General features: G+C 63.6%; 25 protein-coding genes. 17 read left to right on the forward strand and 8 right to left on the reverse strand.

Translation table 11 applies throughout. The features are described 5' to 3' along the window. The first annotated feature begins 59 nt into the window (after positions 1 to 59). The 4 genes from ACYG9V_RS27950 (at position 60) to ACYG9V_RS27965 (ending at position 3,193) form a co-directional block, all read left to right on the forward strand. Entirely contained in the window at positions 60 to 839 is a 780-nt protein-coding gene (locus ACYG9V_RS27950; RefSeq protein WP_352762371.1) for an SDR family NAD(P)-dependent oxidoreductase, read from the forward strand. Positions 840 to 917: 78 nt separating this feature from the next. Continuing rightward, positions 918 to 1,226 carry a putative quinol monooxygenase gene (locus tag ACYG9V_RS27955; RefSeq protein WP_023691624.1) on the forward strand — a complete coding sequence of 103 codons (309 nt, stop codon included), beginning with the start codon at positions 918 to 920 and terminating at the stop codon, positions 1,224 to 1,226. A gap of 80 nt (positions 1,227 to 1,306) precedes the next feature. Then, entirely contained in the window at positions 1,307 to 2,395 is a 1,089-nt protein-coding gene (locus tag ACYG9V_RS27960; RefSeq protein WP_352762373.1) for an AbrB family transcriptional regulator, read from the forward strand. A 45-nt stretch (positions 2,396 to 2,440) separates the two neighbouring features. Next, positions 2,441 to 3,193, forward strand: coding sequence for an SDR family NAD(P)-dependent oxidoreductase (locus ACYG9V_RS27965; RefSeq protein WP_023669968.1), 753 nt, complete (start codon positions 2,441 to 2,443; stop codon positions 3,191 to 3,193). A gap of 56 nt (positions 3,194 to 3,249) precedes the next feature. On the opposite strand, the gene ACYG9V_RS27970 is transcribed toward ACYG9V_RS27965, so the two are convergent. Then, positions 3,250 to 4,146 (reverse strand): LysR family transcriptional regulator, encoded by an 897-nt coding sequence (locus ACYG9V_RS27970; RefSeq protein ID WP_023695836.1) that lies wholly within the window; start codon positions 4,144 to 4,146, stop codon positions 3,250 to 3,252. A gap of 146 nt (positions 4,147 to 4,292) precedes the next feature. Between ACYG9V_RS27970 and ACYG9V_RS27975 the strand changes: the two genes are divergently transcribed. Next, entirely contained in the window at positions 4,293 to 5,828 is a 1,536-nt protein-coding gene (locus ACYG9V_RS27975; protein ID WP_352762374.1) for an MFS transporter, read from the forward strand. A 10-nt stretch (positions 5,829 to 5,838) separates the two neighbouring features. Here ACYG9V_RS27975 and ACYG9V_RS27980 read toward each other — a convergent pair whose 3' ends face one another. The 3 genes from ACYG9V_RS27980 to ACYG9V_RS27990 all read right to left on the reverse strand — a co-directional run bounded on the left by ACYG9V_RS27980 (position 5,839) and on the right by ACYG9V_RS27990 (position 8,100). Further along, complete coding sequence (locus ACYG9V_RS27980; RefSeq protein WP_245275015.1) at positions 5,839 to 5,988, reverse strand: hypothetical protein; 150 nt, start codon at positions 5,986 to 5,988, stop codon at positions 5,839 to 5,841. Positions 5,989 to 6,151: 163 nt separating this feature from the next. Then, complete coding sequence (locus ACYG9V_RS27985) at positions 6,152 to 6,928, reverse strand: esterase family protein (protein WP_352762733.1); 777 nt, start codon at positions 6,926 to 6,928, stop codon at positions 6,152 to 6,154. Positions 6,929 to 6,933: 5 nt separating this feature from the next. Continuing rightward, positions 6,934 to 8,100: an ATP-grasp domain-containing protein gene (locus ACYG9V_RS27990; protein WP_352762375.1), complete on the reverse strand. Its 1,167-nt coding sequence runs from the start codon at positions 8,098 to 8,100 to the stop codon at positions 6,934 to 6,936. A 482-nt stretch (positions 8,101 to 8,582) separates the two neighbouring features. Here ACYG9V_RS27990 and leuA point away from each other — a divergent pair, with 482 nt between their 5' ends. The 4 genes from leuA to ACYG9V_RS28010 all read left to right on the forward strand — a co-directional run bounded on the left by leuA (position 8,583) and on the right by ACYG9V_RS28010 (position 13,830). Beyond that, a complete protein-coding gene (gene leuA, locus ACYG9V_RS27995; RefSeq protein ID WP_023737773.1) occupies positions 8,583 to 10,259 on the forward strand; it encodes a 2-isopropylmalate synthase in 1,677 nt (558 codons plus the stop codon). Between the two features lie 192 nt (positions 10,260 to 10,451). After that, positions 10,452 to 12,221, forward strand: a complete 1,770-nt coding sequence (locus ACYG9V_RS28000; protein WP_460222048.1) for a tetratricopeptide repeat protein — start codon at positions 10,452 to 10,454, stop codon at positions 12,219 to 12,221. 103 nt (positions 12,222 to 12,324) lie between these two features. Further along, positions 12,325 to 13,128: an alpha/beta fold hydrolase gene (locus ACYG9V_RS28005; protein WP_352762380.1), complete on the forward strand. Its 804-nt coding sequence runs from the start codon at positions 12,325 to 12,327 to the stop codon at positions 13,126 to 13,128. A gap of 84 nt (positions 13,129 to 13,212) precedes the next feature. Continuing rightward, a complete protein-coding gene (locus ACYG9V_RS28010) occupies positions 13,213 to 13,830 on the forward strand; it encodes a hypothetical protein (protein WP_023817388.1) in 618 nt (205 codons plus the stop codon). Here ACYG9V_RS28010 and ACYG9V_RS28015 read toward each other — a convergent pair whose 3' ends face one another. Then, positions 13,831 to 14,757, reverse strand: a complete 927-nt coding sequence (locus tag ACYG9V_RS28015; RefSeq protein WP_023683636.1) for a metallophosphoesterase family protein — start codon at positions 14,755 to 14,757, stop codon at positions 13,831 to 13,833. It abuts the gene before it with no gap. Between the two features lie 71 nt (positions 14,758 to 14,828). Here ACYG9V_RS28015 and ACYG9V_RS28020 point away from each other — a divergent pair, with 71 nt between their 5' ends. Further along, positions 14,829 to 15,329, forward strand: coding sequence for an NUDIX domain-containing protein (locus ACYG9V_RS28020; protein ID WP_031195394.1), 501 nt, complete (start codon positions 14,829 to 14,831; stop codon positions 15,327 to 15,329). 16 nt (positions 15,330 to 15,345) lie between these two features. Here ACYG9V_RS28020 and ACYG9V_RS28025 read toward each other — a convergent pair whose 3' ends face one another. Next, positions 15,346 to 16,332: a glutathione S-transferase family protein gene (locus ACYG9V_RS28025; protein WP_023699707.1), complete on the reverse strand. Its 987-nt coding sequence runs from the start codon at positions 16,330 to 16,332 to the stop codon at positions 15,346 to 15,348. Positions 16,333 to 16,603: 271 nt separating this feature from the next. On the opposite strand from ACYG9V_RS28025, the gene ACYG9V_RS28030 reads away from it, so the two are divergent. The 6 genes from ACYG9V_RS28030 to ACYG9V_RS28055 all read left to right on the forward strand — a co-directional run bounded on the left by ACYG9V_RS28030 (position 16,604) and on the right by ACYG9V_RS28055 (position 21,346). Further along, positions 16,604 to 17,140, forward strand: coding sequence for a GNAT family N-acetyltransferase (locus ACYG9V_RS28030; protein ID WP_023686191.1), 537 nt, complete (start codon positions 16,604 to 16,606; stop codon positions 17,138 to 17,140). Positions 17,141 to 17,246: 106 nt separating this feature from the next. Continuing rightward, positions 17,247 to 18,008 (forward strand): 3-hydroxyacyl-CoA dehydrogenase, encoded by a 762-nt coding sequence (locus tag ACYG9V_RS28035; protein ID WP_023683632.1) that lies wholly within the window; start codon positions 17,247 to 17,249, stop codon positions 18,006 to 18,008. 121 nt (positions 18,009 to 18,129) lie between these two features. Next, positions 18,130 to 19,182 carry a CaiB/BaiF CoA transferase family protein gene (locus tag ACYG9V_RS28040; RefSeq protein WP_245271336.1) on the forward strand — a complete coding sequence of 351 codons (1,053 nt, stop codon included), beginning with the start codon at positions 18,130 to 18,132 and terminating at the stop codon, positions 19,180 to 19,182. Between the two features lie 35 nt (positions 19,183 to 19,217). Beyond that, the gene (locus ACYG9V_RS28045; protein WP_023699709.1) at positions 19,218 to 19,988 is read left to right on the forward strand and encodes a HugZ family pyridoxamine 5'-phosphate oxidase; all 771 of its coding nucleotides are present in this window, start codon (positions 19,218 to 19,220) and stop codon (positions 19,986 to 19,988) included. 153 nt (positions 19,989 to 20,141) lie between these two features. Continuing rightward, entirely contained in the window at positions 20,142 to 20,480 is a 339-nt protein-coding gene (locus tag ACYG9V_RS28050; protein WP_023669951.1) for an ArsR/SmtB family transcription factor, read from the forward strand. A gap of 71 nt (positions 20,481 to 20,551) precedes the next feature. Next, positions 20,552 to 21,346, forward strand: coding sequence for a TrmH family RNA methyltransferase (locus ACYG9V_RS28055; protein WP_023683629.1), 795 nt, complete (start codon positions 20,552 to 20,554; stop codon positions 21,344 to 21,346). Between the two features lie 38 nt (positions 21,347 to 21,384). Here the strand turns inward: ACYG9V_RS28055 and ACYG9V_RS28060 are convergent, their stop codons facing one another. Next, positions 21,385 to 22,545 carry a coiled-coil domain-containing protein gene (locus tag ACYG9V_RS28060; RefSeq protein ID WP_023669949.1) on the reverse strand — a complete coding sequence of 387 codons (1,161 nt, stop codon included), beginning with the start codon at positions 22,543 to 22,545 and terminating at the stop codon, positions 21,385 to 21,387. 155 nt (positions 22,546 to 22,700) lie between these two features. Continuing rightward, complete coding sequence (locus tag ACYG9V_RS28065) at positions 22,701 to 23,237, reverse strand: DUF1134 domain-containing protein (protein WP_245259859.1); 537 nt, start codon at positions 23,235 to 23,237, stop codon at positions 22,701 to 22,703. A gap of 391 nt (positions 23,238 to 23,628) precedes the next feature. On the opposite strand from ACYG9V_RS28065, the gene chpT reads away from it, so the two are divergent. Beyond that, entirely contained in the window at positions 23,629 to 24,258 is a 630-nt protein-coding gene (gene chpT / locus ACYG9V_RS28070) for a histidine phosphotransferase ChpT (RefSeq protein WP_023669947.1), read from the forward strand. The last annotated feature ends 75 nt before the right edge of the window (positions 24,259 to 24,333 follow it).

The following is a 24,333-nucleotide window of genomic DNA, read 5'->3' on the forward strand; positions in this document are numbered from 1 at the left end:
GAACGTGAAGGCCATGAGAGCCTACGAAGGGTGGCCAAACAGCCCGAAGGAAAGTGCTCATGACCGCGACCACCCTCGTCATCCCCGATCTTGCCGGCAAGGCGGTGCTGGTCACCGGCGCTTCGACCGGCATCGGTGCCGCCCTTGCACTGGCCTACGCCGCCCAGAAATGCCGGGTCGCCCTGCACTACAATTCGAGCCGGAAGGCCGCAGAAACGCTGGCCAAAACCATCCGCGACAGCGGCGGTGAGGTGTTCCTGACACAGGGCGACTTCTCACAGGCAGCCGATGTCGAGCGGGTAGTCGAGGAGAGCGCCGAAACATTCGGGCGGCTCGACGGGCTGATCAACAATGCCGGCGGCATGCTCGGCCGCGTGCCCTATGCGGAGCAGACCGAGGCGCACTACGACGCGGTGATGGACCTCAACGCCCGCTCGGTGCTGACGGCCTCGCGCAAGGCGATGCCATGGCTGAAGAAGCAGGGCGGCTTCATCGTCAACACCTCGTCGATCGCGGCGCGCAATGGCGCTGGCGGCGGCGCCGGGCTGTACGGTTCGGCCAAGGCCTTTGTCTCCAATGTGACGCGCGGCATGGCCAAGGAACTGATCGGCTTCGGCATCCGCGTCAACGCGGTGGCGCCGGGCACCATCGCGACACCCTTCCATGAGCGCTATTCCACCGACGAGCAGATGAAGGGCATGGTCGCCACCATTCCTCAAGGGCGTGCCGGCACGGCCGAAGACTGCGTCGGCGCCTATCTCTTCCTGTCCTCCGATCTCCTGAGTGGTTACATCACCGGCCAGGTGATCGAGGTGAACGGCGGCCAGTTGATGCCGTGAGCCGGCAATTGCATACTGCGTCTCGCAACCATGCATGTCGTGCGCACGTTTGCTGAGGTTGAAGAAAGGGGAGAGGCAATGTACGGATTGATCGGAAAGATGCGGGCGGCGCGCGGCCAGCGCGACGCGATCATGGATGTGCTGCTCGCCTCGACCGGCGCCATGCCGGGTTGCCTGAGTTATGTCATCGCCCGCGACCCGGCCGATGCCGACGCGATCTGGGTGACCGAAGTGTGGACCGACGCCGCAAGCCACAAGGCTTCGCTGCAGCTGCCGGAGGTCCAGGCAGCGATCGCCAAGGCCCGGCCGATCATCGCCGGCTTCGAATTCCAGGTCGAGACCCATCCGGCCGGCGGTTTCGGCCTGCCCGCCATCAAGAACGAGTGACATCCCAACGCGGGGTCGGGGTCGTGAATTTCGTCCGAGACAGCGTTCGCATTTTTCTCTTCCAGGTCTAAGACCCAAACATGGACTCTTCGCCAGACCAACCGGCCGTCGAACGCATGGCGCGCATGCGTCCGGTTCGGCAGTGGCTGGTGCTGCTGATCGTCTCGCTGCTGTTCGCCGGCGCGCTGGAATACGCCGCACTGCCGGCGGCGCTGCTGATCGGCCCGATGCTGGCGGCGATCCTTGCCGGCACCAATGGCGCCACGGTGCGCGTGCCGCGGCCGCTGTTCGCCGCCGCCCAGGCCTTGGTCGGCTGTCTGGTCGCGGCGTCGATCTCCACCGACATTTTTTCGGTGTTCTACAAGGAATGGCCGCTGGTCCTTGTCGTGGTGCTGGCGACCCTTGCGGCGTCGAGCCTGCTTGGCTGGTTGATCAGCCGCTGGCGCATCCTGCCCGGCACCACCGCGGTCTGGGGCTCGTCGCCGGGTGCTGCCACTGCCATGGTGCTGATGGCCGGTGCCTTCGGCGCCGATCAGCGCCTCGTCGCCTTCATGCAGTATCTGCGCGTCATCTTCGTCTCGATGACGGCAGCACTCGTCGCCAAGATGTGGGTCGACACTTCGGGCATCGAGGTACCATCCATCGTCTGGTTCCCGCCGATCGAACCGGCAGCCTTTGCCGCCACGCTCGGCGTGGCGCTGGTCGGCGGCCTGCTCGGCCGGTTGTGCCGGCTGCCGTCACCCTTCTTCCTCGGCACCTTCATCATCGGCACCATCGTCCATCTCGGCTTCGGCGTGGCGATGCAATTGCCGCCATGGCTGCTGGCGCTCTCCTATGCGATGGTCGGCTGGTCGATAGGGCTGAATTTTACCCGGGCGATCCTGCGTCATGCGACACGGGCGCTGCCGCAGATCGTCGGCTCTATCGTCGTGCTGATCGCCTTTTGCGGCGGGCTAGCCTGGCTGATCAGCCACGTCCTTGGTATCGATCCGCTGACCGCCTATCTCGCGACCAGCCCCGGCGGCATGGACAGCGTCGCCATCATTGCCGCCGCCGCCCAGAACGTCGACATATCCTTCGTCATGGCCTTGCAGTCGGCCCGCTTCCTGGTCGTGCTCATCGCCGGGCCGAGCATAGCGCGGCTGATGGCGAGAGCCGTCAGGGACTGAGATTCAAATATCCAGGGAAGAGGAAAAGTGCCCATGAAACGTCGTGTGAATGCCGTCGATCTCTCAGGCCGGGTCGCCGTGGTGACCGGCGGCGCGCAAGGCATCGGCCTTGCTGTCGCCCGGCGACTGCTGTCATCGGGCGCCAGCGTCGCCATCTGGGATGTGGACGAGACCGCCATGGCGAAGGCCGTTTCCGAACTCGCCCCGCTCGGCCGGGTCGAGGGTTTGCTGTGCGATCAATCGCTGATGGAGGCCGTCGACAGCGCCGCGACCGAAACCGAGCGCTCGCTTGGTCCGGTCGATCTGCTGGTAAACAATGCCGGCATCGCCGGACCGGCAGCGACGGTGGCGGATTATGATCCTGCCGCCTGGCGCCAGATAATCGACATCGACCTCAACGGCGTCTTCTACTGCTGCAAGCGCCTGGTGCCCGGCATGATCGCGCGCAGCTACGGCCGCATCGTCAACATCGCCTCGGTCGCAGGCAAGGAAGGCAATCCGAATGCCGCCGCCTATTCCGCCGCCAAGGCCGGCGTGCTCGCGCTGACAAAATCGCTCGGTAAGGAACTGGCCGGCCACGACATCGCCGTCAACGCGCTGACCCCATCGCCCGCCCGCACCCGCATCCTCGAACAGCTCACTGAGGCCCAGGTCGCCTACATGCTGGGCAAGGTGCCGCGAGGCCGGTTCGTCGAAGTCGAAGAGGCGGCTGCGATGATCGCCTTCATGCTATCGGACGAAAATTCCTTCACCACCGGCGCGACCTTCGACCTGTCCGGCGGCCGCGCCACCTACTGAGAAGCAGAGCTATTCCTCGCTGTCTTCGTTATCGCCGTCGGCCGCGAAGGACTAATTCAAGAGCCGCTCAGCGTCGCGGCAAGCCGGTCGGGAAGGAAATCGACGAAGGCGCGAACCTTCGGCGACAAATGACGATTGGACGGCCACAACAACCGGAACTGGCCGCGGCCGTCGACATGGTCGTCCAGCACCGTGCGTAGCTGGCCGTCACGCAGCGCCTCGCGGACCAGGAAATCGGGCATCGAGCTGATGCCGAGCCCGGCCATCGTGGCGCCCTTCAGCGCCTCCGTGTTGTTGCAGGTCAGCATCGAGCGGACCTGCGGCTCGGCGCTGCCGCCGATGAACGGCCAGCCTTGCAGCTTGCCGCTGTTGGGAAAGCGGAAGCGGATGCCGTAATGGTTCACGAGATCGTCCGGGCGGCTCGGGTTGCCGTGCTGCTCGATATAGGAGGGTGCCGCACACAACAGCAGCCGGAAGGGTGCAAGCGGCCGCGCCACCAGGCGCGAATCCGGCAGGTCGCCGCTGCGGATCGCGATGTCGACGCCTTCGTCGATGAGGTCGACGATGCGGTCGTTAAAGTCGATGTCGAGTTCGATTTCGGGATAGCGCGCCATGAACTCCGACAGCACCGGGAACAGCAAATGATAGGTCACGATCGGCGTCGAAACGCGCAGCCGCCCATGCGGTGTTTCGCGGCTCCGCGACAGCATCGCCTCGGCATCGTCGATGTCGTCGAGGATGCGCCGCACCCGCTCGTTGAACAGCTTGCCCTCTTCGGTCAGGCCGATGCGGCGCGTGCTGCGCTGAAGCAACCTTACGCCGAGATCCTGCTCGAGCCTGGCGACGCTCTTGCCGACGGCCGATGCCGAGATGCCGAGCGTGCGGCCCGCAGCGATGAAGCTGCCGAACTCAGCCGTGCGGGCAAAGGCCAGGAGCCCATTGAGGCGTTCCATCGCATCTCTCCATTCGAGCGTTTCAGTCCGGTATATCTGGAGATTTAACACTATTTTTCTCGAAGTGTCGCGAGCCTATGTTCCCGTTACGACCGGCGCAGCAAGCTTGCGGCAGGCCGGCGGATCCTGGTTCAGATAGGAAATCCATGACCTCGAAGACCACAAACGGCGCGGTCGCGCCATGGCTTGTCCTGTTGTCGGTATGCCTTGCCGCCATGACAATGCCCTTGACCTTCACCGGCCCGGCCGTCGCGCTTTCCCGCATTGCGGCCGACCTCGGCGGCAGCCCGATCGCGCTCAACTGGGTGACCAACGCCTTCATGCTGACCTTCGCCGCCACCTTGATGGCATCAGGCGCGCTGGCCGACAATCATGGCCGCAAGCGGCTCTTCCTTGTTGGCCTCGCCACCTATGTGCTGGCATCGCTGGGATCGATGTTTGCCCCTGATATCGTCTGGTTCGATGTGCTCAGGGCTGCGCAAGGGCTCGGCAGTGCCGCCGCCTTTGCCGGCGGCGCCTCCGCTCTTGCCCAGGAATTCGATGGGCCATTGCGGCTGCGCGCCTTCTCCTTCCTCGGCACCAGTTTCGGCATCGGCCTCGCTTTTGGGCCGATCGCGTCGGGCCTGCTCATAGATGCTTTCGGCTGGCGATCGATCTTCGTCTTGGTGGCAGTGCTCGCGATTGCAGCCGCTTTGCTCGGCCTGCGCACCATCAGGGAATCGCGCGATCCGGATGCGACCGGCCTCGACTGGGCGGGAGCCGGCACCTTTACGATCGCGCTGGCATCGCTGACCTACGGCGTGCTGCAAGCGCCGCAGAGCGGCTGGACCGATCCCCTGGTGATCGGGCTTCTCGTGGCGGCCGCCCTTTGCTTTGCCGCTTTCGTCGTCGTCGAGCGGCGCGTGCGCCGGCCGATGCTCGATCTCTCGCTGTTCCGCTTTCCCCGCTTCGTCGGCGTCCAGTTCCTGGCGGCCGCTCCCGCCTATGGCTTCGTCGTCCTGCTGGTGCTGTTGCCTATCCGCTTCATCGGCATTGAGGGGATGAGCGAGATCAAGGCGGGGCAGTTGATGATCTGCCTGTCGGGACCGCTGTTGATCCTGCCACTGCTCGCCGGCCAGGTAGCGCGCTGGATCGCTCCGGCAACGATCTGCGGTGTCGGCCTGCTTGTGGCCGCCGGCGGCCTTGTCTGGCTGAGCCTGACACCGCCTGTCGTCGCAGCGCTGGTGGCGCCGCTGATCCTCATAGGCGTCGGCATCGCCTTGCCCTGGGGGCTGATGGACGGACTTGCCGTCGGCGTCGTGCCGAAAGAGCGTGCCGGCATGGCGGTCGGCATCTTCAACACCACCCGCGTCGCTTGCGAAGGCGTGGCGCTGGCGATCGTCATGGCAGTCCTGTCGGGTTTCACGGCAGCCCAACTGGCGGCTCAGGGGTCGGCATCTTCCCTGGATGCAACCGCCGCCGCGCAGCTGCTGGTGACCGGCAACATCGGCGAAGCGGCAGCCCACTTGCCGGGTGCCGGAGCCACGGTCCTGGTCCAGGCCTATGAGATCGCGTTCGACAAGCTGCTGATCGTGCTGGCGGCAATCACCATCGTCACCGCCCTTGTCGTCTTTCTCGGCTTGCGCCGTGGATCGGCGGTGGAACACGAGACCATTGCTCTGCCGGTTTGCCAGGAAGGGTAGCTGAGCCGCGTCAGGAGATGACGAGGCTCGCTATGCGGTGGCCGTCCAGCACGAAGGTCATGTCACCCTCGCCGTTGAAGCCATTGCCTTTCACGGCAATGCGGACGCGGTAGCTGCCCTCGACCTCGGCGATGCGGACAATGCGAAGATTGGACTTCACGCCGATATTGTCCGACTGGTTCCAGCGCGCGATCTGCTGGCGGCCTTGGAAGGACCGCCCCCAGTCGGTCAGGGACGCGTCGGCTGTGAACGTGTGGAGAACGGCTCGCTATCACCCGCATTGGTGGCCTCGATAAAGCGGCGGATAGGTTCGGGTGTGGTCATCAATCGAGCCGGTGCATCAGATCATCATCCAGCCAGCGGCCGAAGAAATAGACCAGCTGCTTGTGCCACCATGGCCAGTCATGACTGACATCGCCGCCCCAATAGTCGACCCAGGCGGGAATGGATTTGTCGCGCAGGATCTGTTCCAGCCTGCGGGTCTCGACCAGCATCCGCTCTTCCCAGGCGCCCTGCCCGCAGCAGAAGATCATCCTCAGCGACTTCAGCCGGGCAAGCAGTTTTGGGTCTACGATGCCGGGCAGATAGTCGAGCGGCGAATTGTAGAAGATATCACCTTCCAGCGCCTTGCCGAAGAAGTCGCCCGCCGAATAGACGCCCGACAGCGCGATGACGCCGCTGGCGAGTTCGGGAAAGCGAAAGACGAAATTCGAGGAATGGTAACCGCCCATCGAGCAGCCGGTGAACAGCGGCTTTAATTTGCGCCCGCCATTGGCTTGCTCGGCGGTCGCCAGAAACTCCGGCAGCGCCTCCTCGCGCACATATCGGAAATAAGCCTCGTGGCGACCGATGCGGTGGGTGGCGCCGGCATGCTTGTTGAAGAACGATTCCGAATCGACGCCGTCGACCGCAAACAGCTGGATGCGGCCGGTATCGATAAATTCGGAAAGCGTCCCAACCCCGCCGGAATCCTCGAAGTGGTAGAACCGCCCCTGCGAGGTCGGGAACACCACCACCGGCCGGCCGGCATGGCCGTAGCGCTTGTATTCCATGTCGCGGCCGAGATTGCGGGCGAAATGCTTGTGATAGGAGATGTCCATCGCGTTCAAGCCTTTTCCGCGTGAATGTAGGCGACGGCCGCGCGCAGTGCTGCTTCGTCTTTCGAGCGCATCTGGTAGGCGTAATTTCCCATGGCGCGGCTGAAAACCTCTTCAATTGGCTGATGATGGACGATCTTGTCGCGATGCGCGGCTATCACGTCCTCATGGCTGTGCAAATAGTCGAGGCGCCGCTTGCGGCTGGCATAGGCGGTGAAATATTTGCCCTCGTAAGGCCCGCCGGCGGCATCCTTCACCACCATGTCCGCCCAGGCCGCGTAGACGTCGATGTCGAACGTGTAGTTGATCGCATCGGTCATCCAGGCGCCGGGCGGCCGCATGTTGACCTCAAGCGCGATGACGCGGTCGTCCTTGGTTTCGAACAGCTCGATGTGGAAGAAGCGCTCGCGCACGTCGAACGCCTTGAGGATTTTGCGGCCGGCCTCTTCGATCGCCGGTCGGACCTTGGGAAAGCAGGTGTAGCTCATGTGGCGATCCTTGTTGACCACTTCCATGATGCTCTGGTCGTAGCGGTGGCTGGCCGCCAGCACCACCTCGCCGTCACGGTTGACCAGCCCATCGAAGGTCACCACCAGCCCCTCGATGAATTGCTCCATGACGAAGGTCACGTCCTCGGGCTTGTCTCTGAAAAACTGGTCAAGCTCCCCGGCGTTGGAAATCTTGAAGGTGTTCGAGGCGCCGGAACCGGAATCGGGCTTCACCACCACGGGATAGCCGACGCGGCGGATGAAGGTCATGGCGCCGGCCCGGTCGGAGCATTTGCGCTGGGCGATGGTGTCGACGCCGCTCTTGCGGAAGAATGCACGCATGCGGCTCTTGCGCTTCAAATTCTTCACGAAATCGAGCTTGGTGCCGTAGATGTTGAAGTCGGTGCGGATGTTGGCTTCCAGCTCCAGCCAATGCTCGTTGAGTGACTCGAAGCGCTCGATCCGGCCCCATTTGTGGATGAAATGACCCATCGCCCGGAACACCGGATCGTAGTCCTCCATGTCGGCGATGCGGTAATATTCCGACAGGGCCGCCTTCAGCTTGCCGTCCAGCGCCTCATAAGGCGCATCGCCAATGCCCAGCACCGTGGCGCCGGCCTTTTTCAGCCGGTCGCAGAAATCGGCGCCGTTGGCGGGAAAATGCGGCGAGAAGAAAACGAAATTCACGGATGACCCCTCAGACGGCGAAGCATTGCGGCCCCGGCTACACGCAAGTCTGGCGCATTTGCCGCGCATGGGGAAGAGTGCTCGCGAGTGGTGGAATGGCAGCCCACTTGCCTGTCCATGGCGGCTCCTGTATGAAACCCGCCATGAACACGCGCGTCTCCTCCGTCGCTTCCCGTCCGACCGGCTTTGCCGGCGAGACCGTGCGCGCGCTGGCATCGACCCTGCTTCTTCTCGGCCTTATCGGCGATCGCCGGGTTCGCTGAAGGAGCGCCCGGCGGTCGAACCGCCGCTTACGCGCACGCTCCTTGGCCAGTTCAGAAATTGGCAATTCACATCAAGCGAACGAAAATCTGATAAGGCGCTGCTCGCCCTGGAATCCGTCCGAAGACCGATCCGCGAGCCGCCGGGAGAACAAGACGATGAACGCACGAGAAGACATCCGCGCCGGCGAAGCCGAAAGCGCAAAACGCGCGGCCGGCCACATGCCGGGCGCGGCCCGAAAATACCAGCCCTACCCGACGGTCGGTCTCACCGACCGCACCTGGCCCAACAAGGTCATCGACAAGGCACCGGTCTGGTGCTCGGTCGATTTGCGCGACGGCAACCAGGCGCTGATCGATCCGATGGGTCATGAGCGCAAGGCGCGCATGTTCGCCCTGCTGCTCGACATGGGTTTCAAGGAGATTGAGATAGGTTTCCCCTCGGCCTCGCAGACCGATTTCGATTTCGCCCGCTGGTGCATCGAGGAAGGCAATGTGCCGGCTGATGTTTCGCTACAGGTGCTGGTGCAGTGCCGTCCCGAACTCATCACCCGCACCTTCGAATCTCTGAAGGGCGCCACCAACCCGATCGTGCATTTCTACAATTCGACCAGCGAGTTGCAGCGTCGCGTCGTCTTCGAGAAGGATGTCGGCGGTATCAAGCGCATCGCCACCGACGCGGCCAAGATGATCACCGACATGGCGGCCAAGGCCGGCGGCGGTTATCGCTTCGAATATTCGCCCGAAAGCTTTACCGGCACCGAGCTCGAAGTCGCGCTGGAGATATGCAACGCCGTCACCGAGATCGTGAAGCCGACAGCCGACAACAAGCTGATCATCAACCTGCCGTCGACGGTCGAGATGTCGACGCCCAACATCTATGCCGACCGGATCGAATGGATGTGCCGCAACCTGGACGACCGCGAGAACCTGCTGATCTCGCTGCACCCCCACAACGATCGCGGCACCGGCATCGCCACCACCGAGCTCGGCCTGATGGCGGGTGCGGACCGCGTCGAAGGCACGCTGTTCGGCAATGGCGAGCGCACCGGAAATGTCGACATCGTGACGCTGGCGCTCAACATGTACACGCAAGGCGTCGATCCCCATCTGGATTGCTCCGACATCAACCGGATGAAGGACGTCTACGAATATTCCAACCAGCTGAAGATCTCCGAGCGCCATCCCTATGTCGGCGAACTCGTCTACACCGCCTTTTCCGGCTCGCACCAGGACGCCATCAACAAGGGCATGAAGGCCTTGAAGAAGGCCAACACGCCGGTCTGGGAAGTGCCCTATCTGCCGATCGATCCGGCCGATGTCGGACGCAGCTACGAGGCGATCATCCGCATCAACTCGCAGTCGGGCAAAGGCGGCATCGCCTATGTACTGCAGGCCGATTACGGCCTCAATCTGCCGCGCAACCTGCAGATCGAGTTCAGCCAGGAGATCCAGGCGATCACCGACGCCGAAGGCAAGGAAGTGCCGGCAAAACGCATCCATGACCGCTTTATCGAAACCTATGTCGACCAGCCCGGCGCACGACTGAAGTTCCTCGACCATCACACCTATCCCGATACCGAGAAAAAGGGCCGGCGCGTGGTCGAGGCGGTGATCCTCGACAACGGCAAGGAGACGACAATCGCCGGCTCCGGCACCGGCCCGATCGACGGCTTCGTCGATGCGCTGTCGCGTCATGTTGGCGTCGACATGTCGGTGCTTGATTATTCCGAACATTCGCTCCAGCGCGGCTCGAACGCCTCGGCGATTTCCTATGTCGAGATGGAATATCCCGGCAGCAAGCTGTTCGGCGCCGGCATCAACACCAACATCGTCGCCGCCTCGCTGGAAGCCGTTGTTTCGGCCGCCAACCGGATAATCGGCCGCAAGGCCGGCTGATATTTCCCGGGCGCCGAATGTCCGCGGCGCCCGGAAATCCCCCATTTGCCGAGGGAAATTCCGGTTTTTTGTGTCAACCACCGGCAACTATCCGGTGTGTTACGCGATCGCATAACATAAGCATGCTTGTATGGAAGTGCAGGCTCTATATGATTGCGCCTCAACCTGTGCCGACTTCGAGAGGATCGACACTTGCAGCATGCCACGCCTGCCGCCCCCGCAGTGCGCGAGACACTGGAGCGACTGCTCGCCAGCGAAACGTTCGGACGTTCCGAGCGCGCGCGCAAGTTGCTGCGCTATCTTGTTGAGCGCGAGCAGGCCGGCGAAGCCGACAGGCTCAAGGGTTTCTCCATCGCCATGGACGTCTTCGGCAAGGACGGCGATTTCAATTCGTCGACCGACGCCGTTGTCCGGGTGCAGGCAGGCCGGCTGCGCGAACTTCTCCAGCATTATTTCGCCAATGAAGGCGTAGCCGAACCGGTTCGCATTGCCATTCCGCGCGGCGGCTACGTGCCGTCCTATGAGCTCAACGCCATACGCCTGCCGGTTGGGCAGGAGCCGCTTGCGGCGGCGGTAGCCGCCTTGCCCGGATCGCCCGACCAGACGGCTCTTGACGCCGTTCCCGCTGGCGCGACGGCCGCGGGGGTTACAGAACCTGGGCCTTCGCTGGCGCGCCATCTCCAGTTCTTCTGGGTCGCCATGACGCTGGTCATCCTCATGCTGGGCGTGCTCATCCTGCGCCAGGGCAGCGGCGCATTGCTTGCCAGCAGTGATCCGACCTCGGTGGTCGAGACCGCTGGCGTAACGAGCAGCATCGCATCGCCGTCGATGGAGGCCCTGCCCCTCGTCTACATCGCCGTGAAGGCCACCGGCCCCGAGGCCGGCCGCGTCGCCGCTTCGCTGCGCGCCGGCCTTGCCGGTTTCGACACCATCGACTTCATCGGCCGCGACGCCGACAGCAAGCGCGACCCAAGCACCGACCCGACCAGCTTCGTTTTCGATGTCCTGCCGGGACCAATGGCAGGTGACGTGACGCTCGAACTGCAGAGCGTGGCGACCGGCCGCGTGCTTTTGTCCCGCAGTCTGACGGCCGCCGACAGCGCACCTGGCACCGTCGAGGATCGTATCGCCGCCATCCTCAGCTCGACCATTCCCGCCTCCGGCCCGCTCTACAGCTACATCGAACAGAACGGCATTCAGACCGGGCTGACGAGCTGCCTGATCCTCAACGACAGATACTATCTCGACCAGAGCACCAGGACGCACGAGGCTGCCTATCGCTGCCTGGACAAGCTCGCCGGCCAGGGTGCGAAATCGTCCTTGGTCTATTCGGAACTGGCCTCCCTGACCCTTGAGGCCGCCACCGATCATTACGCCTATCCGCCTGGCGCGACGGTCGAACAGGCAATGTCTTTCGCCCATCGCGCCATCCAGATGGGACCGACCAGCCCTTATGCGCACCGCGCCTACGGCTACCTCAACTCGCGCCTCGGCAACACCGAGGAATCGATCCGCTGGATGCGCAAGGCCTATGAGCTCAACCCCTACGACCTCGGCATGGCTGCCGCTTACGGCTATGGCCTGATCTTTGCCGGCAAATATGCCGAGGGAACACCCATCCTGACCCATGCCGTTGAGACGTTCAGCGGCCATCCGACATGGTGGGATTTTGGGCTTTTCGCCGGGCAATTCATGCTGGGCGACATGAACAAGGCCGCGATAGCCAGCGAGTCGCTGCGCACGACGGCGATGAAATCGCACTATCTGGCGGCGCGGCTGATCGGCGCCAAGGCTGCCGGCCGCGAACAGCTGGCAGCCAAGCTTCTGGATGAGCTGACCACCAAATTCCCGAAATTCGCCGCCGATCCGCGCGCGGCCTTCGCCGAGCGCAAATATCCCGCCGATCTGACCGACCGGCTGGTTGAGGCGCTGCGCGCCGCGGGCCTCGGCAACGCCAGCTAGTCTTTCCGGATCGCGAAAACTTTACTGGCCATCGGTCTGGACTGGGAGCAATCCAGCCTCGATTCGAATTTCCTCTCCAGTCTTGCAATAATCGCACATTTTCATGGTCTCATCCCTCTATGTTGCCGAGCGGGGCGCCGGGCCGAAGACGGTCGTCCTGCTGCATGGCTTCGGTGGTTGCCATGATATCTGGCGCGAGGTGACCGCGTCGCTAGGGCCCGAAGTCAGGACCTTGGCCTACGATCTTCCGGGACACGGACTGTCTCTCGAATTTCCTGGCAGCGGCCCGGCCAAAACAGCGGCGCGAGCGGTTCTCGCCGATATCGCCGCACGCGGGATAGCAAGGGTGCATGTCGCCGGTCATTCGATGGGCGGCGCGGTCGCCTCCCTGATGGCGCTTGCCGAGCCTGAAAGGATAGGCTCGCTGACGCTTCTGGCGCCGGGCGGTGTTGGCCTCGAGATCAACGGACCGCTGTTGCGCCGCTACGCCGCGGCCGCCGACAGACGGGAAATCCGCGCCTGCCTTGCCGCCATGTCGGGACCGCGAAGTCCGCCGCCCGAACGCATCGTTGGCGTCCTGGCGGACCTACGCCGTCGCCCCGGCCAGTTGCGCAAGCTGATTGAGATATCGGCCGTCATGACCAGGAACGAGCGGCAGGGGGTCATACCCCGCGAACAGCTGGACACCCTCGACATGCCGGTGATGGTGGTTTGGGGAACGGACGATCCGGTGCTGCCCTTTACCCAGGCTGATTGTCTGCCGGCGCATTTTCATATTCATCACGTGCTCGATGCCGGCCATATGCTGGTCGAGGAAGTACCTGATGTGGTCGCCCAGGCCGTGCGCCGAAACATGGCACGCCGCGGCAGGCGCCTGCGTCCGACATTCGAGGCCGCGGCGAGCTAACTTACTTGCGCCCCGCATCTCGCCAGTGCATTTTGCCGCCGCCTGTGTTAACTCGCAATTAACCATATCAGCGAGGCGACGCCGATGAAGGACACTGGCGAAAACATCACCCCCATCGACACCTCCCGCAAACTGTCCGACGCCGTTCGCGATGTGAAAAATGCCTTCGCCGATCGCGACGATGTCGTGGTCGACATGCGCGAGGCGCACCGGATGCGGCTTGATCTGCTCGCCGCTGAGCTCGCCCCGGTCTTTGCCGACGTGCCCGCCGACATGGACAATTTCGACTTCGTCATCTCCTCCGGCCTGCAGCCCCGCCTGTGGATCGACGCCGTCAGCCATGTCGCCATGGGGCGCGACCGCCGCACCTACCGCTTTCTCAGGGATACCCGCATCGGCCGCGTCGTGCTCGCCGAATCGACCGATATGAAACCGGTCGCCGATCAGGTCACGCGCTATGTGGCGGAGCGTATCGTCGAGCGCCAGCGCATGATGGAGGGCGGTGTCGAGCCGGCCGTCGCCGACCTGAAACGCGCCGCCGTGCCGGAAGCTGAGCCGCCCTTGCAAGCAGCCGTGCCCCGCAGGGGCTGGTCGACGTTCCTTTCCGGTCTCGGCTTGGTCGCCGCCGGCGCGCTTGTTGGCCTGGCGGTGGCGGCCGCGCTGTTTTGGGATCGCCTGATGGCGATGAAGATCAGCTTCTGATCAACGATCTGGAGGCCTCGGTGTCTGCGCGCCGAGTTCAATGACCTGCAGGTCCGATGGCGGCAAGGCCGGCCCGGTCAGGCCGCGCCGCGTCAGGCGAATCAGCCAATTGCCCTTCTCCCCGTCAATATCGAGCAGATTGTACTGTGCCGCCGGGTTCTTGCTGCCTGGCGACTGCCCGGCGGCGGCGACGCCGACGACCGGAATCCTGGCGCCGCGCCCGCCGATGAAGAACAGCGACGGCAGATGCGAATGGCCGTGCAGCACGAGTTCGGCGCCATGCCTATGAACGGTCTTGTGGAAGCGGGAGATGCCGAACAGGCGCTTTTGCTGGGCGACGGCGCCGCGCACCGGCGGATGATGGATCATGATCACCCGCAACAGGCCGCGTTTGTTCGTTGCGTCGAGCACTGTCGCCAGCCTTTGCGCCTGACCTTCGAGGAAGAAGCCATTGGCCATGAACGGCGCCGTAGCGCGCGCCGTCGAAACGCCGATCAGCGCGACATTGCCGCGTACGCGCAGATAGGGAAAAGCGTTGCGGTCGATCGGCGCAGTCACGCCGTCGCCGCTCATCCACGCCGCCCAGGAGCGGCAGACCTTGTCGAAGGCGCCCGGCACATAGGCGTCGTGGTTGCCCGGCACCACCGAGACATCCTCCGGCGAACCCAGCGTCTCAAGCCAGTGCTTGGCCATCTCGATCTCGCCGTCGAGCGCCAGATTGACCAGATCGCCGGTAACGGTGAGGTGGTCGGGTGTGCTCGCCTTCATGTCGGCGACGATGGTGTCGATGACGGCATCGTGCATATGGCGGCGGCGGTTGCGCTGCCAGTTGACGTAGCCGACGACGCGCTTGGACGCGAGTTCGCGATAGGTTACACCGGGAAGCGGCCCCAGATGGACATCGGAAATATGCGCGAGCCTGAACATCCTTCCTTCATAGGCGACGCGCTCCCCGCTTTCCACTCACTGTTTCCTGCCCATCCACGGTTTCGCTAGTCATGGCTATATCGGACCCGGAGCAGGCGTTTCGCCAGACCGGCTGGGCAGGCCTCAGGGCAAGGCTGTTCCATCTCTATTTCCTGCTGCGGCGGCCGATGACGCTGGGCGTGCGCGGCCTGATCCACGATCGCGCCTCAAACACTGTCTTCCTCATCCGCCACACCTACGTTCCCGGCTGGCAATTGCCGGGCGGGGGCGTCGAAGTCGGCGAGACGCTCGGTGAGGCGCTGGTGCGCGAACTGGCCGAGGAAGGCAACATCGCGCTGACAGCCCAGCCGGTGCTGAAATCGATGCATTTCAACCGCCGCTCCAGCCGCCGCGACCATGTCGGCCTCTATCTCATCGAAACCTTCAACCAGACCGCGCCGAAACTGCCGGACCACGAGATCGCCGAAGCAGGCTTCTTTCCGCTCGACCGCTTGCCGCATGGCACGACGCCGGCGACGCTGCGGCGGCTTGCCGAGGTTTTTGAAGGCGAGCCGGTATCGCCGTACTGGTAGGCTGTCAATCCGATGCTCACGCCGCCTGCCTGAACCGCGCCCGGTCGTGCGGCGCGCCATAGTCGAGCCCAGGCCCGACCGGCACGATGCGCGTCGGGTTGATGCTCTCGTGGCTGCCGTAATAGTGCATTTTGATGTGGTGCAGGTTCACCGTGCCGGCGATACCGGGCACCTGGTAGAGGTCGCGCAGATAGTTCGAAAGGTTCGGATAGTCGGCGATGCGGCGCAGATTGCATTTGAAATGGCCGACATAGACCGGGTCGAAACGCACCAGCGTGGTGAACAGCCGCCAATCGGCCTCGGTGACACGCTCGCCAGTGAGATAGCGCTGTTTTGACAGTCGGCCCTCCAGCGTGTCGAGCGCCGCGAACAGCTCGCCGAACGCCTCTTCATAGGCCGCTTGCGTGGTGGCAAAGCCGGCGCGGTAGACGCCGTTGTTTACGGCGGGAAAGACCAGCGCATTGACCTTGTCGATCTCGCCGCGCAGGCCTGGCGGATAGGAATCGAGAGCGGCATCGCCCCACTCGTCGAACGCCGAATTGAGCATGCGGATGATTTCGGCGGATTCGTTGGAGACGATGGTCTCTTCCTTCTTGTCCCACAGCACCGGCACCGAAACCCGGCCCGAATAGGCTGGATCGGCCTTGGTGTAGATTTGGTGCAGGAAGTCGAGGCCGTAGAGCGTGTCGCCGGTGGCGCCATCCTCGGCCAAAAACGTCCAGCCCTCAGCACCGAGGAAATGATGCACGACTGAAACCGGGATGATGTCTTCTAGCTTCTTCAGCGCGCGAAAGATCAGCGTGCGGTGCGCCCACGGACAGGCGAGCGAGACATAAAGATGGTAGCGTCCGGGCTCGGCCTTGAAGCCGCGCGTACGACCTTGCGCCGGCGCGCCGTCGCGCGTGATCCAGTCACGCCACTGCGTCTCGGCGCGGATGAACCTGCCGCTGCTATCGACATTGGCCGGACGGTCCTGCCATTTGCCTTCGACCAGCAATCCCATACGAAATCTCCTTGCGTGCCTTGGCCAATGTAGTCGCAAGGCGGCAATGCCGAAGCCGTCATCTGCTGAACAGAGCGTCACTCGTATGAAACGCCGGATGAAAACAGCCGATTGCAGCCGCCGGAAATTGATGCTAGCGGACACTCCGCATGTTCGATCTTGGCTTGATCCGGTTTGACCGACGACGAAAGGGCGCCCGCGCTTAGAAAGCGCTGACTGGCGAACGCTGCCGCTTGCAGCAACCTTTCCTCTTTATCGGACCGCGAAGACCATGAGCCTTGCCGACGTGAAATACCTGCCGGAAACTCCGGCGCATGATCCCGAAATCGAAGCCATCAACGACGAAGCCTTTGGCCCCGGCCGTTTCGTGCTGGCCGCCTACAAGATTCGCGAGACCGGCGGCCACGAGCGCTCGCTATCCTTTGTCGCCATGGATGGCGACATCGTCGTTGCTTCGGTGCGCATGACCCGCATCGCCGCCGGCGCCGGACGCGCGCTGATGCTCGGGCCGCTCGCCGTGCGGCCCGCCTTCAAGAATCTCGGTATCGGCCGCCGGCTCGTGGCGATCGCGCTGGAGGCGGCCGCCAAGGCCGGCGCGCCGGCGGTGATCCTTGTCGGCGACGAGCCTTATTACGGCCCGCTCGGCTTCAGAAAGATCCCCCGCGGCCAGATCTCCATGCCGCGCCCGGTCGACCTCGACCGGCTGCTGTCGCACGAGATCGTGCCCGGTGCCGTGGCGCGGCTCTCCGGCGAGGTCGGCCATGCCAGCCTTGCCAGGATCGCGGAGCAGGCACCAGTGATGGCCTGAGCTCCAGGATCGGTCGCGGCACCGGTCGCGATGGATCCCCATTGGTCAGGTTGCACCATGGCGGCGACCTCCGTAGCATGACCTGGAACAGCACGGAGCATGCAGCATGAACCCGAACGGCCAGATTGCGATCGTAACCGGCGGCGGCTCCGGCCTCGGCGAGGCAACCGCCCGCGCGCTGGCCGACAAGGGCGCGCGCGTCGCCATTTTCGATATCGGCATCGACCGGGCATCGAAGGTGGCGGGCGACATTGGCGGCGCCGCCATCCAGTGCGATGTGAGCAGCGCCGACAGCGGTGCGGCCGCGGTCGCCGAGGTGGAAAAGAGACTTGGGCCAGCGCGCATCCTGGTCAATTGCGCGGGCATTGCCATCGGCGTGAAGACGATCGGCAAGGATGGTCCACATCCGCTCGACCAGTACCGCAAGGTGATCGAGATCAATTTGATCGGCACCTTCAACATGATCCGCCTCGTCGCCGACCGTGCCGCCAAACTCGAACCGCTGCAGGGCGGCGAGCGCGGCGTCATCGTCAACACCGCGTCGGTGGCCGCCTATGATGGCCAGATCGGCCAGGCCGCCTATGCCGCATCCAAGGGCGGCGTCGTCGGCATGACGCTGCCGGTTGCCCGCGACCTGGCGCGCTCCGGCATTCGCGTCTGCACCATCGCGCCCGGCATCTTCAAGACGCCAATGATGGCCGGCATGCCGCAGGAGGTGCAGGATTCGCTCGGCGCGGCCGTGCCCTTCCCGTCCCGCCTCGGCGAGCCGTCCGAATATGCCGCGCTCGCCCTGCATATCGTCGAAAACCAGATGCTGAACGGCGAAACCATCCGCCTCGATGGGGCAATCCGCATGGCGCCGAAATAGACGGCCATGGCGGCCGGCGCAGTGAAGACCGGTCCGCTGGCCGGCCTGAAAGTCATCGAGATGGCTGGGCTCGGCCCGGTGCCTCTGGCCGGGCTGATGCTGTCGGAGATGGGGCGCCGAGGTGCTGCGCATCGAGCGCACCGGTTCGGACCAACCCCTGCTGCCGCTCTCCGATGCGTACAATCTCGACCGTCACGGCCGCTCCATCCTGCGCGTCGACCTCAAGCAGGCCAAAGGAACGGAACTGCTGCTGCGCCTTGCCGAAAAGGCCGATCTGTTTGTCGAAGGCTTTCGCCCCGGTGTGATGGAGCGGCTTGGTCTCGGCCCGGATGCTGCATTGGCGCGCAATCCGGCGCTGATTTACGGCCGCATGACCGGCTTCGGCCAGGACGGGCCGCTCGCAGGTCGTGCCGGCCACGACATCACCTACCTCGCCTATTCGGGTGTGTTGCATGCCATCGGCCGGGAGGAAGGTCGGCCGGTGCCGCCGCTGAATCTGATCGCCGACAATGGCGGCGGCGCCATGATGCTGATCGCCGGGGTGCTTGCAGCGCTGTTCGAGCGCTCGCGCTCCGGCAAAGGCCAGGTGATCGACGCGGCGATGGTCGAGGGCGCTTCGATGCTGGCGGCCCCCATACACGCCTTCATGTCGGCAGGTCTGTGGAGCGACCGGCGCGGCGCCAACCTGCTCGATTCCGGTGCGCCCTTCTACGACACCTATGAGACGGCGGACGCACGCCACGTTGCGGTCGGCTGCCTTGAGCCGTGCTTCTTCGCCGCATTCGCAAAGCTGCTGCCGCTCGGCGAGGATTTTGTCCGCGGCCAATACGACAAGGCGTTGTGGCCGGACATGCGCGCGGCCATTGCCGACCGGTTCCGGCAGAAGACACGCGACGACTGGGACGCGCTGTTTGCCGCAAGCGATGCCTGCGTGGCGCCGGTTCTGTCGCTGGCCGAAGCCAGGGATCATCCGCACAACCGGGCGCGTCACGCATTTGTGAAGGCCGGTGCGCTCGAGCGCCCCGCGCCCGCGCCACGCTTCTCGGCCTCGCAGCCGGCGCTTGCCGGCATGTCTGAAGATGACGATCAGCTGCCCCAGACTGTGCTGGCGCGCTTCGGCTTTTCGACAGCCGAGATCAAAGCGCTTGTCAAAGCCGGCATGATTGGCCAATAACTGGATTTAGAAAATCAACTTACCTGGTGGGCATTTTGGACCAGCCGAAGAAGGACGTCATTCGCGCGACGGACGCCGAGGCGATCAGGCTGGCCGCAACGCTGATCCGCAGCGCCCGTTTCGGCGCCCTCGCGGTGATCGAGCCGTCGACCGGCGCACCGCTGGCCTCCAGGGTCGGAGTCGCCACCGACATCGATGGCACGCCTCTGATCCTTGTCTCGGCGCTGTCAGCCCATACCGGCGCCATCCTTGCCGAGCCGCGCTGCTCGCTGCTTGCCGGCGAACCCGGCAAGGGCGATCCGCTGGCGCATCCCAGGATAACGCTGGTCTGCCGGGCGCAGCCGCTGGAACGCGGGTCGAGCGCGCATACCCGCGCCGAGCGGCGCTATCTCAACCGCAATCCCAAGGCAAAGCTCTATGCCGGGCTCGGCGATTTCTCGATCTTTCGCCTCGAGCCGGAGCGCGCCAGCCTGAATGGCGGCTTCGGCAAGGCCTACCTGCTCGACCGTGCCGATCTCATCACCGAGGGGTTGATCGTCGACGAGCTGGCCGCCAGCGAACAATCCGCTCTCGACCACATGAATGCCGACCATCTCGACGCCATCGCCGTCTATGCCCATCATTTCGCCAGGGTTGAAGGTGATGGTTGGACCATGACCGGCTTCGATGCCGATGGCATGGACCTGGCATCGGGCGACACCGTTTGCAGGGTCTATTTTCCGCAGCCATTGAAGACCGCGCGCGACCTGCGGCCGGTTCTGGTCGACATGGCCAAAGCCGGTCGTGCGCCAGCTACGCAAGGATAATCGTCATGAATCAAAAGCACGTCTTGAGATTTGGGCGAAATGATCTACGATTCAGGCGACGCTGAATCAGCAGCGTGATCCATAGCTGAATTATAGCAGCCAACGCTATTTGCCCCCATAGCGTTTGGATGAGCAGGAAAACATGGGGCATCGATGGTCTCGACCAAACTAATCGCCAATGCCGAATCGGCGGCGACATTTCTGACCCTTATGGGCAACGAAAAGCGGCTCTTGATCATGAGCTATCTGGCCGACGGTGAAATGTCGGTCGGCGCCATCGCCGAAAAGGTGATGCTCAGCCAGTCCGCTTTGTCGCAACATCTGGCCAAGCTCAGGGCGCTCGATCTTGTCGAGACCCGCCGCGACCGGCAGATGATCTACTATTCCTGCAAGTCCGAAGCGGTGCGCGAACTGTTGCGCATGCTGGACGGCATTTTCGGGATAGGCGACTTGTCCCAGATGGCAACGCGTCTGCGCCGCGCCGGGACTTGACCTGCAGGGCTTGACTGGCGACTCCGATCGCTCCTTACCTCGCTGACGATTTTTCGCCGGCCGAGGTATTGATGGATCCGATCCAGATCGACGACGCGCGCGATCCGCGGGTCGCCGCCTATCTCGACATCCGCGAGCGCGATCTCACCGGCCGCCATGGCCGGTTCGTTGCCGAAGGCAAGGTGGTGCTGGACGTCCTGCTGTCAGCCGGACGCTTTGCTGCGGAGTCGGTCCTGGTCCTCGAAAACCGGCTGGCCGGGCTCGACGACATCCTGCGCAAGGCCCCTGCCGACCTGCCGGTCTACGTTGCGGCAAGCGCCGTCATGGACAGGATCGCCGGCTTCCACATGCATCGCGGTATATTGGCGATCGGCAGCAAGGGCACGCCACAGCCCGCCGAGGCCTTGCTCGACACCTTGCCTGCCGAAGCGTTGATCGTCGTTCTCATCGGCATCGCCAACCATGACAATATCGGATCGATCTTCCGCAATGCCGCCGCCTTCGGCGCCGATGCCGTCTTCGTCGACGCCACCTGTTGCGACCCACTGTATCGCAAGGCGATCCGCGTCTCCGTCGGCGCCGCGTTGAAGGTGCCCTTTGCGTCCTTCGGCGACACTGAAGCTTTCATCGCGAAGCTCGGCGAGTTGGGCTTCGGCCAGGTCGCTTTGTCGCCGCGTGGTGAGGCTGACATTCGTGATGCCGCGCGACCGAAACGACTGGCGCTCTATCTCGGCACCGAAGGCGAGGGCCTCCCGGAGAGCCTGCTTGCCCGCCTGCGGACGGTGCGGATCGCGATGTCGGAAGGGTTCGACAGCCTGAATGTTGCTGCCGCGTCAGCCATTGCGCTGCACCATTTTTCGCCCTGATAGGCGTAGTCAGGCAATTCCAAGCCGGGGCTTGAAACTCAGCTCGGCAAATCTGCCTTCTGCAACGCCCGCACGCGATCGGCCAGGCTGGTGGTTCCTGACCGCGTTTCCTGCGGCGCCGCCAGCGCCTTGGCGATCGGTGAATCGGGTCCTTCGAGCTTGGCCGTCAAATGGACGACCTCAGCCGCCAGATTGTTCATCTGTTCGCGCAAGGCAGAACCGGCATCATTGCCATTGCCGGGGCCATTCCCGGGCTTCGCGGATCCAGAACCGCCAAGCTCCGCCTTCATCCGCTTGTTTTCGCGGGCCAGCGTCGTCAGCCTGGCTTCGAGCCGCTCTCGGTCGCCTTCGAGCTTGGCGAGCGTCTTGTCGATGTCCTCGTTCCTGGCGCGGGCACTGTCTTGCGCACCAACCAGGCCAGCAGCCACGGCGCCTCCTGTAGCCTCGCCCTTCACCCGCTCGCGAAGCCGGGCCAGTTCCTTTTCGCGGCGATCGAGCTTGTCCTCGCGATCGGCCAGCGTGGCGAGCAGGCGCTCGAGCTTTCTGTCGAGGTCGGCGGTTCTTTTCTTTTCGGCCTTCAAGGCATCGCGCGTGGCCTTGCCTTCGGCGACGACTTCCTGATGGCGCTTGTCGGCCTCCTTCCGCTGGCCGCGCAGCACTGAAATGTCGTTGGCAAGTTTTTCCAGCTCGGATTCGCGAGCCACCAGTTCGATCTGACGATTGCTGGAGGAGAAGGACGCGTCGTCGTACATATGTTCGAGCTTTTCCAGCTCGAGCGCGCGCTTTTCCATCATGCGCTCTGTTTGTGCAAGCCTGTCCGACAGCTGTTGTATCTGCTGCTCGCGATGCAGCAGCAATTCGTTTTTTTCCCCGAGCTCCGAAAGCGCCTGCTTCTTGTCCTTGCGCTCGACCGCCAGGCCCTTCAGCGCCTCGCGGCCGCGATTGATTTCGACGAGTTGCTCATTCGCCTGCTCACGCAGCGTCTTGATGCTGATTTCGAGCCGGCGCGTCGTCATGGCGAACTCGGCCCGCAAGCTGTCCTTGTCGGCCTGGATCTCGGCCAGCGTTCGCGGCACCGACGCCTCGACACGCTTGCGTGTCAGCGCGACCGCCCGCCGCCAGATGGCCGGCGCGACCAGCAGCGCCAGAAAGCCTGCGCACAGAAAGCCGAGGGCGAAGAACAGGATCGACTGAACCAAGGTGACTACCCGTTACGGGCGGGCCGCTATCCGGCAACCGCCAAGTCTGGACTTTGCCATGTTCGCATGACGCAAATCCAGCGCTGCGGCAAGGGTTTGCCGCAGCTGCACCGGGTCAGAATCTGTTGATCGGGTCGAAGTGTGGTCGGAATCGCTCAGAAAGGATTCCAGGTCGGCCTCTGCGTCAGCTTCAGATAGCCGAGATTGACGCCAAGCCGCGCGCCGACGCCGGTGCGGATCGGCACCAGCAGCACCCTGTTGTTCTGCAGCACGTTGAAGCCGACGCCGGCCACGACATAGGCCGAACCGGCAACGCCGCCGAACCGATTGTAGAGATTGCTGACGTCGTCGAGGTTATAGACGAGCATCATCACCCGCGATCCCTCGCCGCCGAAATCCCAACCGAGCGAAGGCCCTTGCCAGAACACCTTATGGTCGCCGGCATTCTTGGTGTAGAGCGTACCTTCGCCATAGGTCAGGCCCCCGATCAGCGCGCCGGATCCCTCTTCGCCGAGCAGATAGCCATTGGGCAGGCCGTAGGAGGCAAAAATCTTCTCGACGACGGTTGCGAGACCGCCCGACGTCGCGCCGAAGAACTTGTGACCGGAATCGACGATCTCCTGAGCGGTGTATTCCTGTGCCCGCGACGCAGAGGTTGAGAAAGCGAGAGCGCCCATGAGGGCAATCGCCATGAAGAAGACGCGGACAAACGTCCGGTCGTAGAATCGGGAAACCATGCTTCCAATCTCCGTCAGGGAGCACTTTCGCCGACGCCTCGCACCCGTCCGGCTCTTTAGGCGGCCGTTAAGGATGACTGTTACGGGCAAACTATGCCGTAATCCTTTTTCAACCATTAACCTCCCACATGAACATGGCGGTTCGAAGGCTGTTTCTGACGGTCTGCGCGGGCTCCGATCCTGTGCAAAGATGCCGTTTTTCTCACAAGAATTGTGGATTGTTGCTGCACGCTCGGGCGCTGTGTATTCAGAATGCCTGGGGGGGAGAGAGCGTGATTCGGGTGGTGAGCGTGGCTGTCGGCCGCGCGGCCACCAGGATGTGAATTTTAGCAGGGATTTTTCGCCGATGGCTGAGCTTTTCTCTCTCTCCGCACCCGATCTCGCAGCGTTGTTGTGCAGCCGAGTCTGCCACGACATCATTTCGCCGGTCGGCGCCATCAACAACGGCCTTGAACTCCTGGACGAGGGCGGCGCCGACGAAGACGCCATGAAACTGATCCGGCAGAGCGCCAGAAACGCTTCGGCCCGCCTGCAATTCGCCCGCATCGCCTTCGGCGCCGCCGGTTCGGCGGGCATGATGATCGACACCGGCGATGCCGAGTCCGTCGCCATCGCCTTCCTGAAGAACGAGAAGCCGGAATTGATCTGGAACGGGGTTCGCGCCCTGCTGCCCAAGAACAAGGTCAAGCTGCTGCTCAATTTGCTGCTCGTCGCCAATGCTGCCATCCCGCGCGGTGGCAGATTGGTGGTCACGCTGGAAAACCTCGACACCGAGCCGCGCTTTGCGCTTGCCGCAAGCGGCCCGATGCTGCGCGTGCCGCCGAAATTCCTCGAGCTCCATTCCGGCAACAAGCCCGAGGAGCCTATCGACGCCCATACCGTCCAGCCCTACTACACGCTGCTGCTGGCGCGTGAGGCCAACATGACGATCTCGATTCACGCGACCGCCGAAGAGATCGTGCTGTCCGCGGCCTGAGCGAAGCCGCTCGGCAGGACGTCCGAGCATCAAGAACAATCAAGTATCTTTTCCCGCTGATATTTGCGGCAATTC

This window comes from Mesorhizobium sp. W016 (assembly GCF_054719485.1).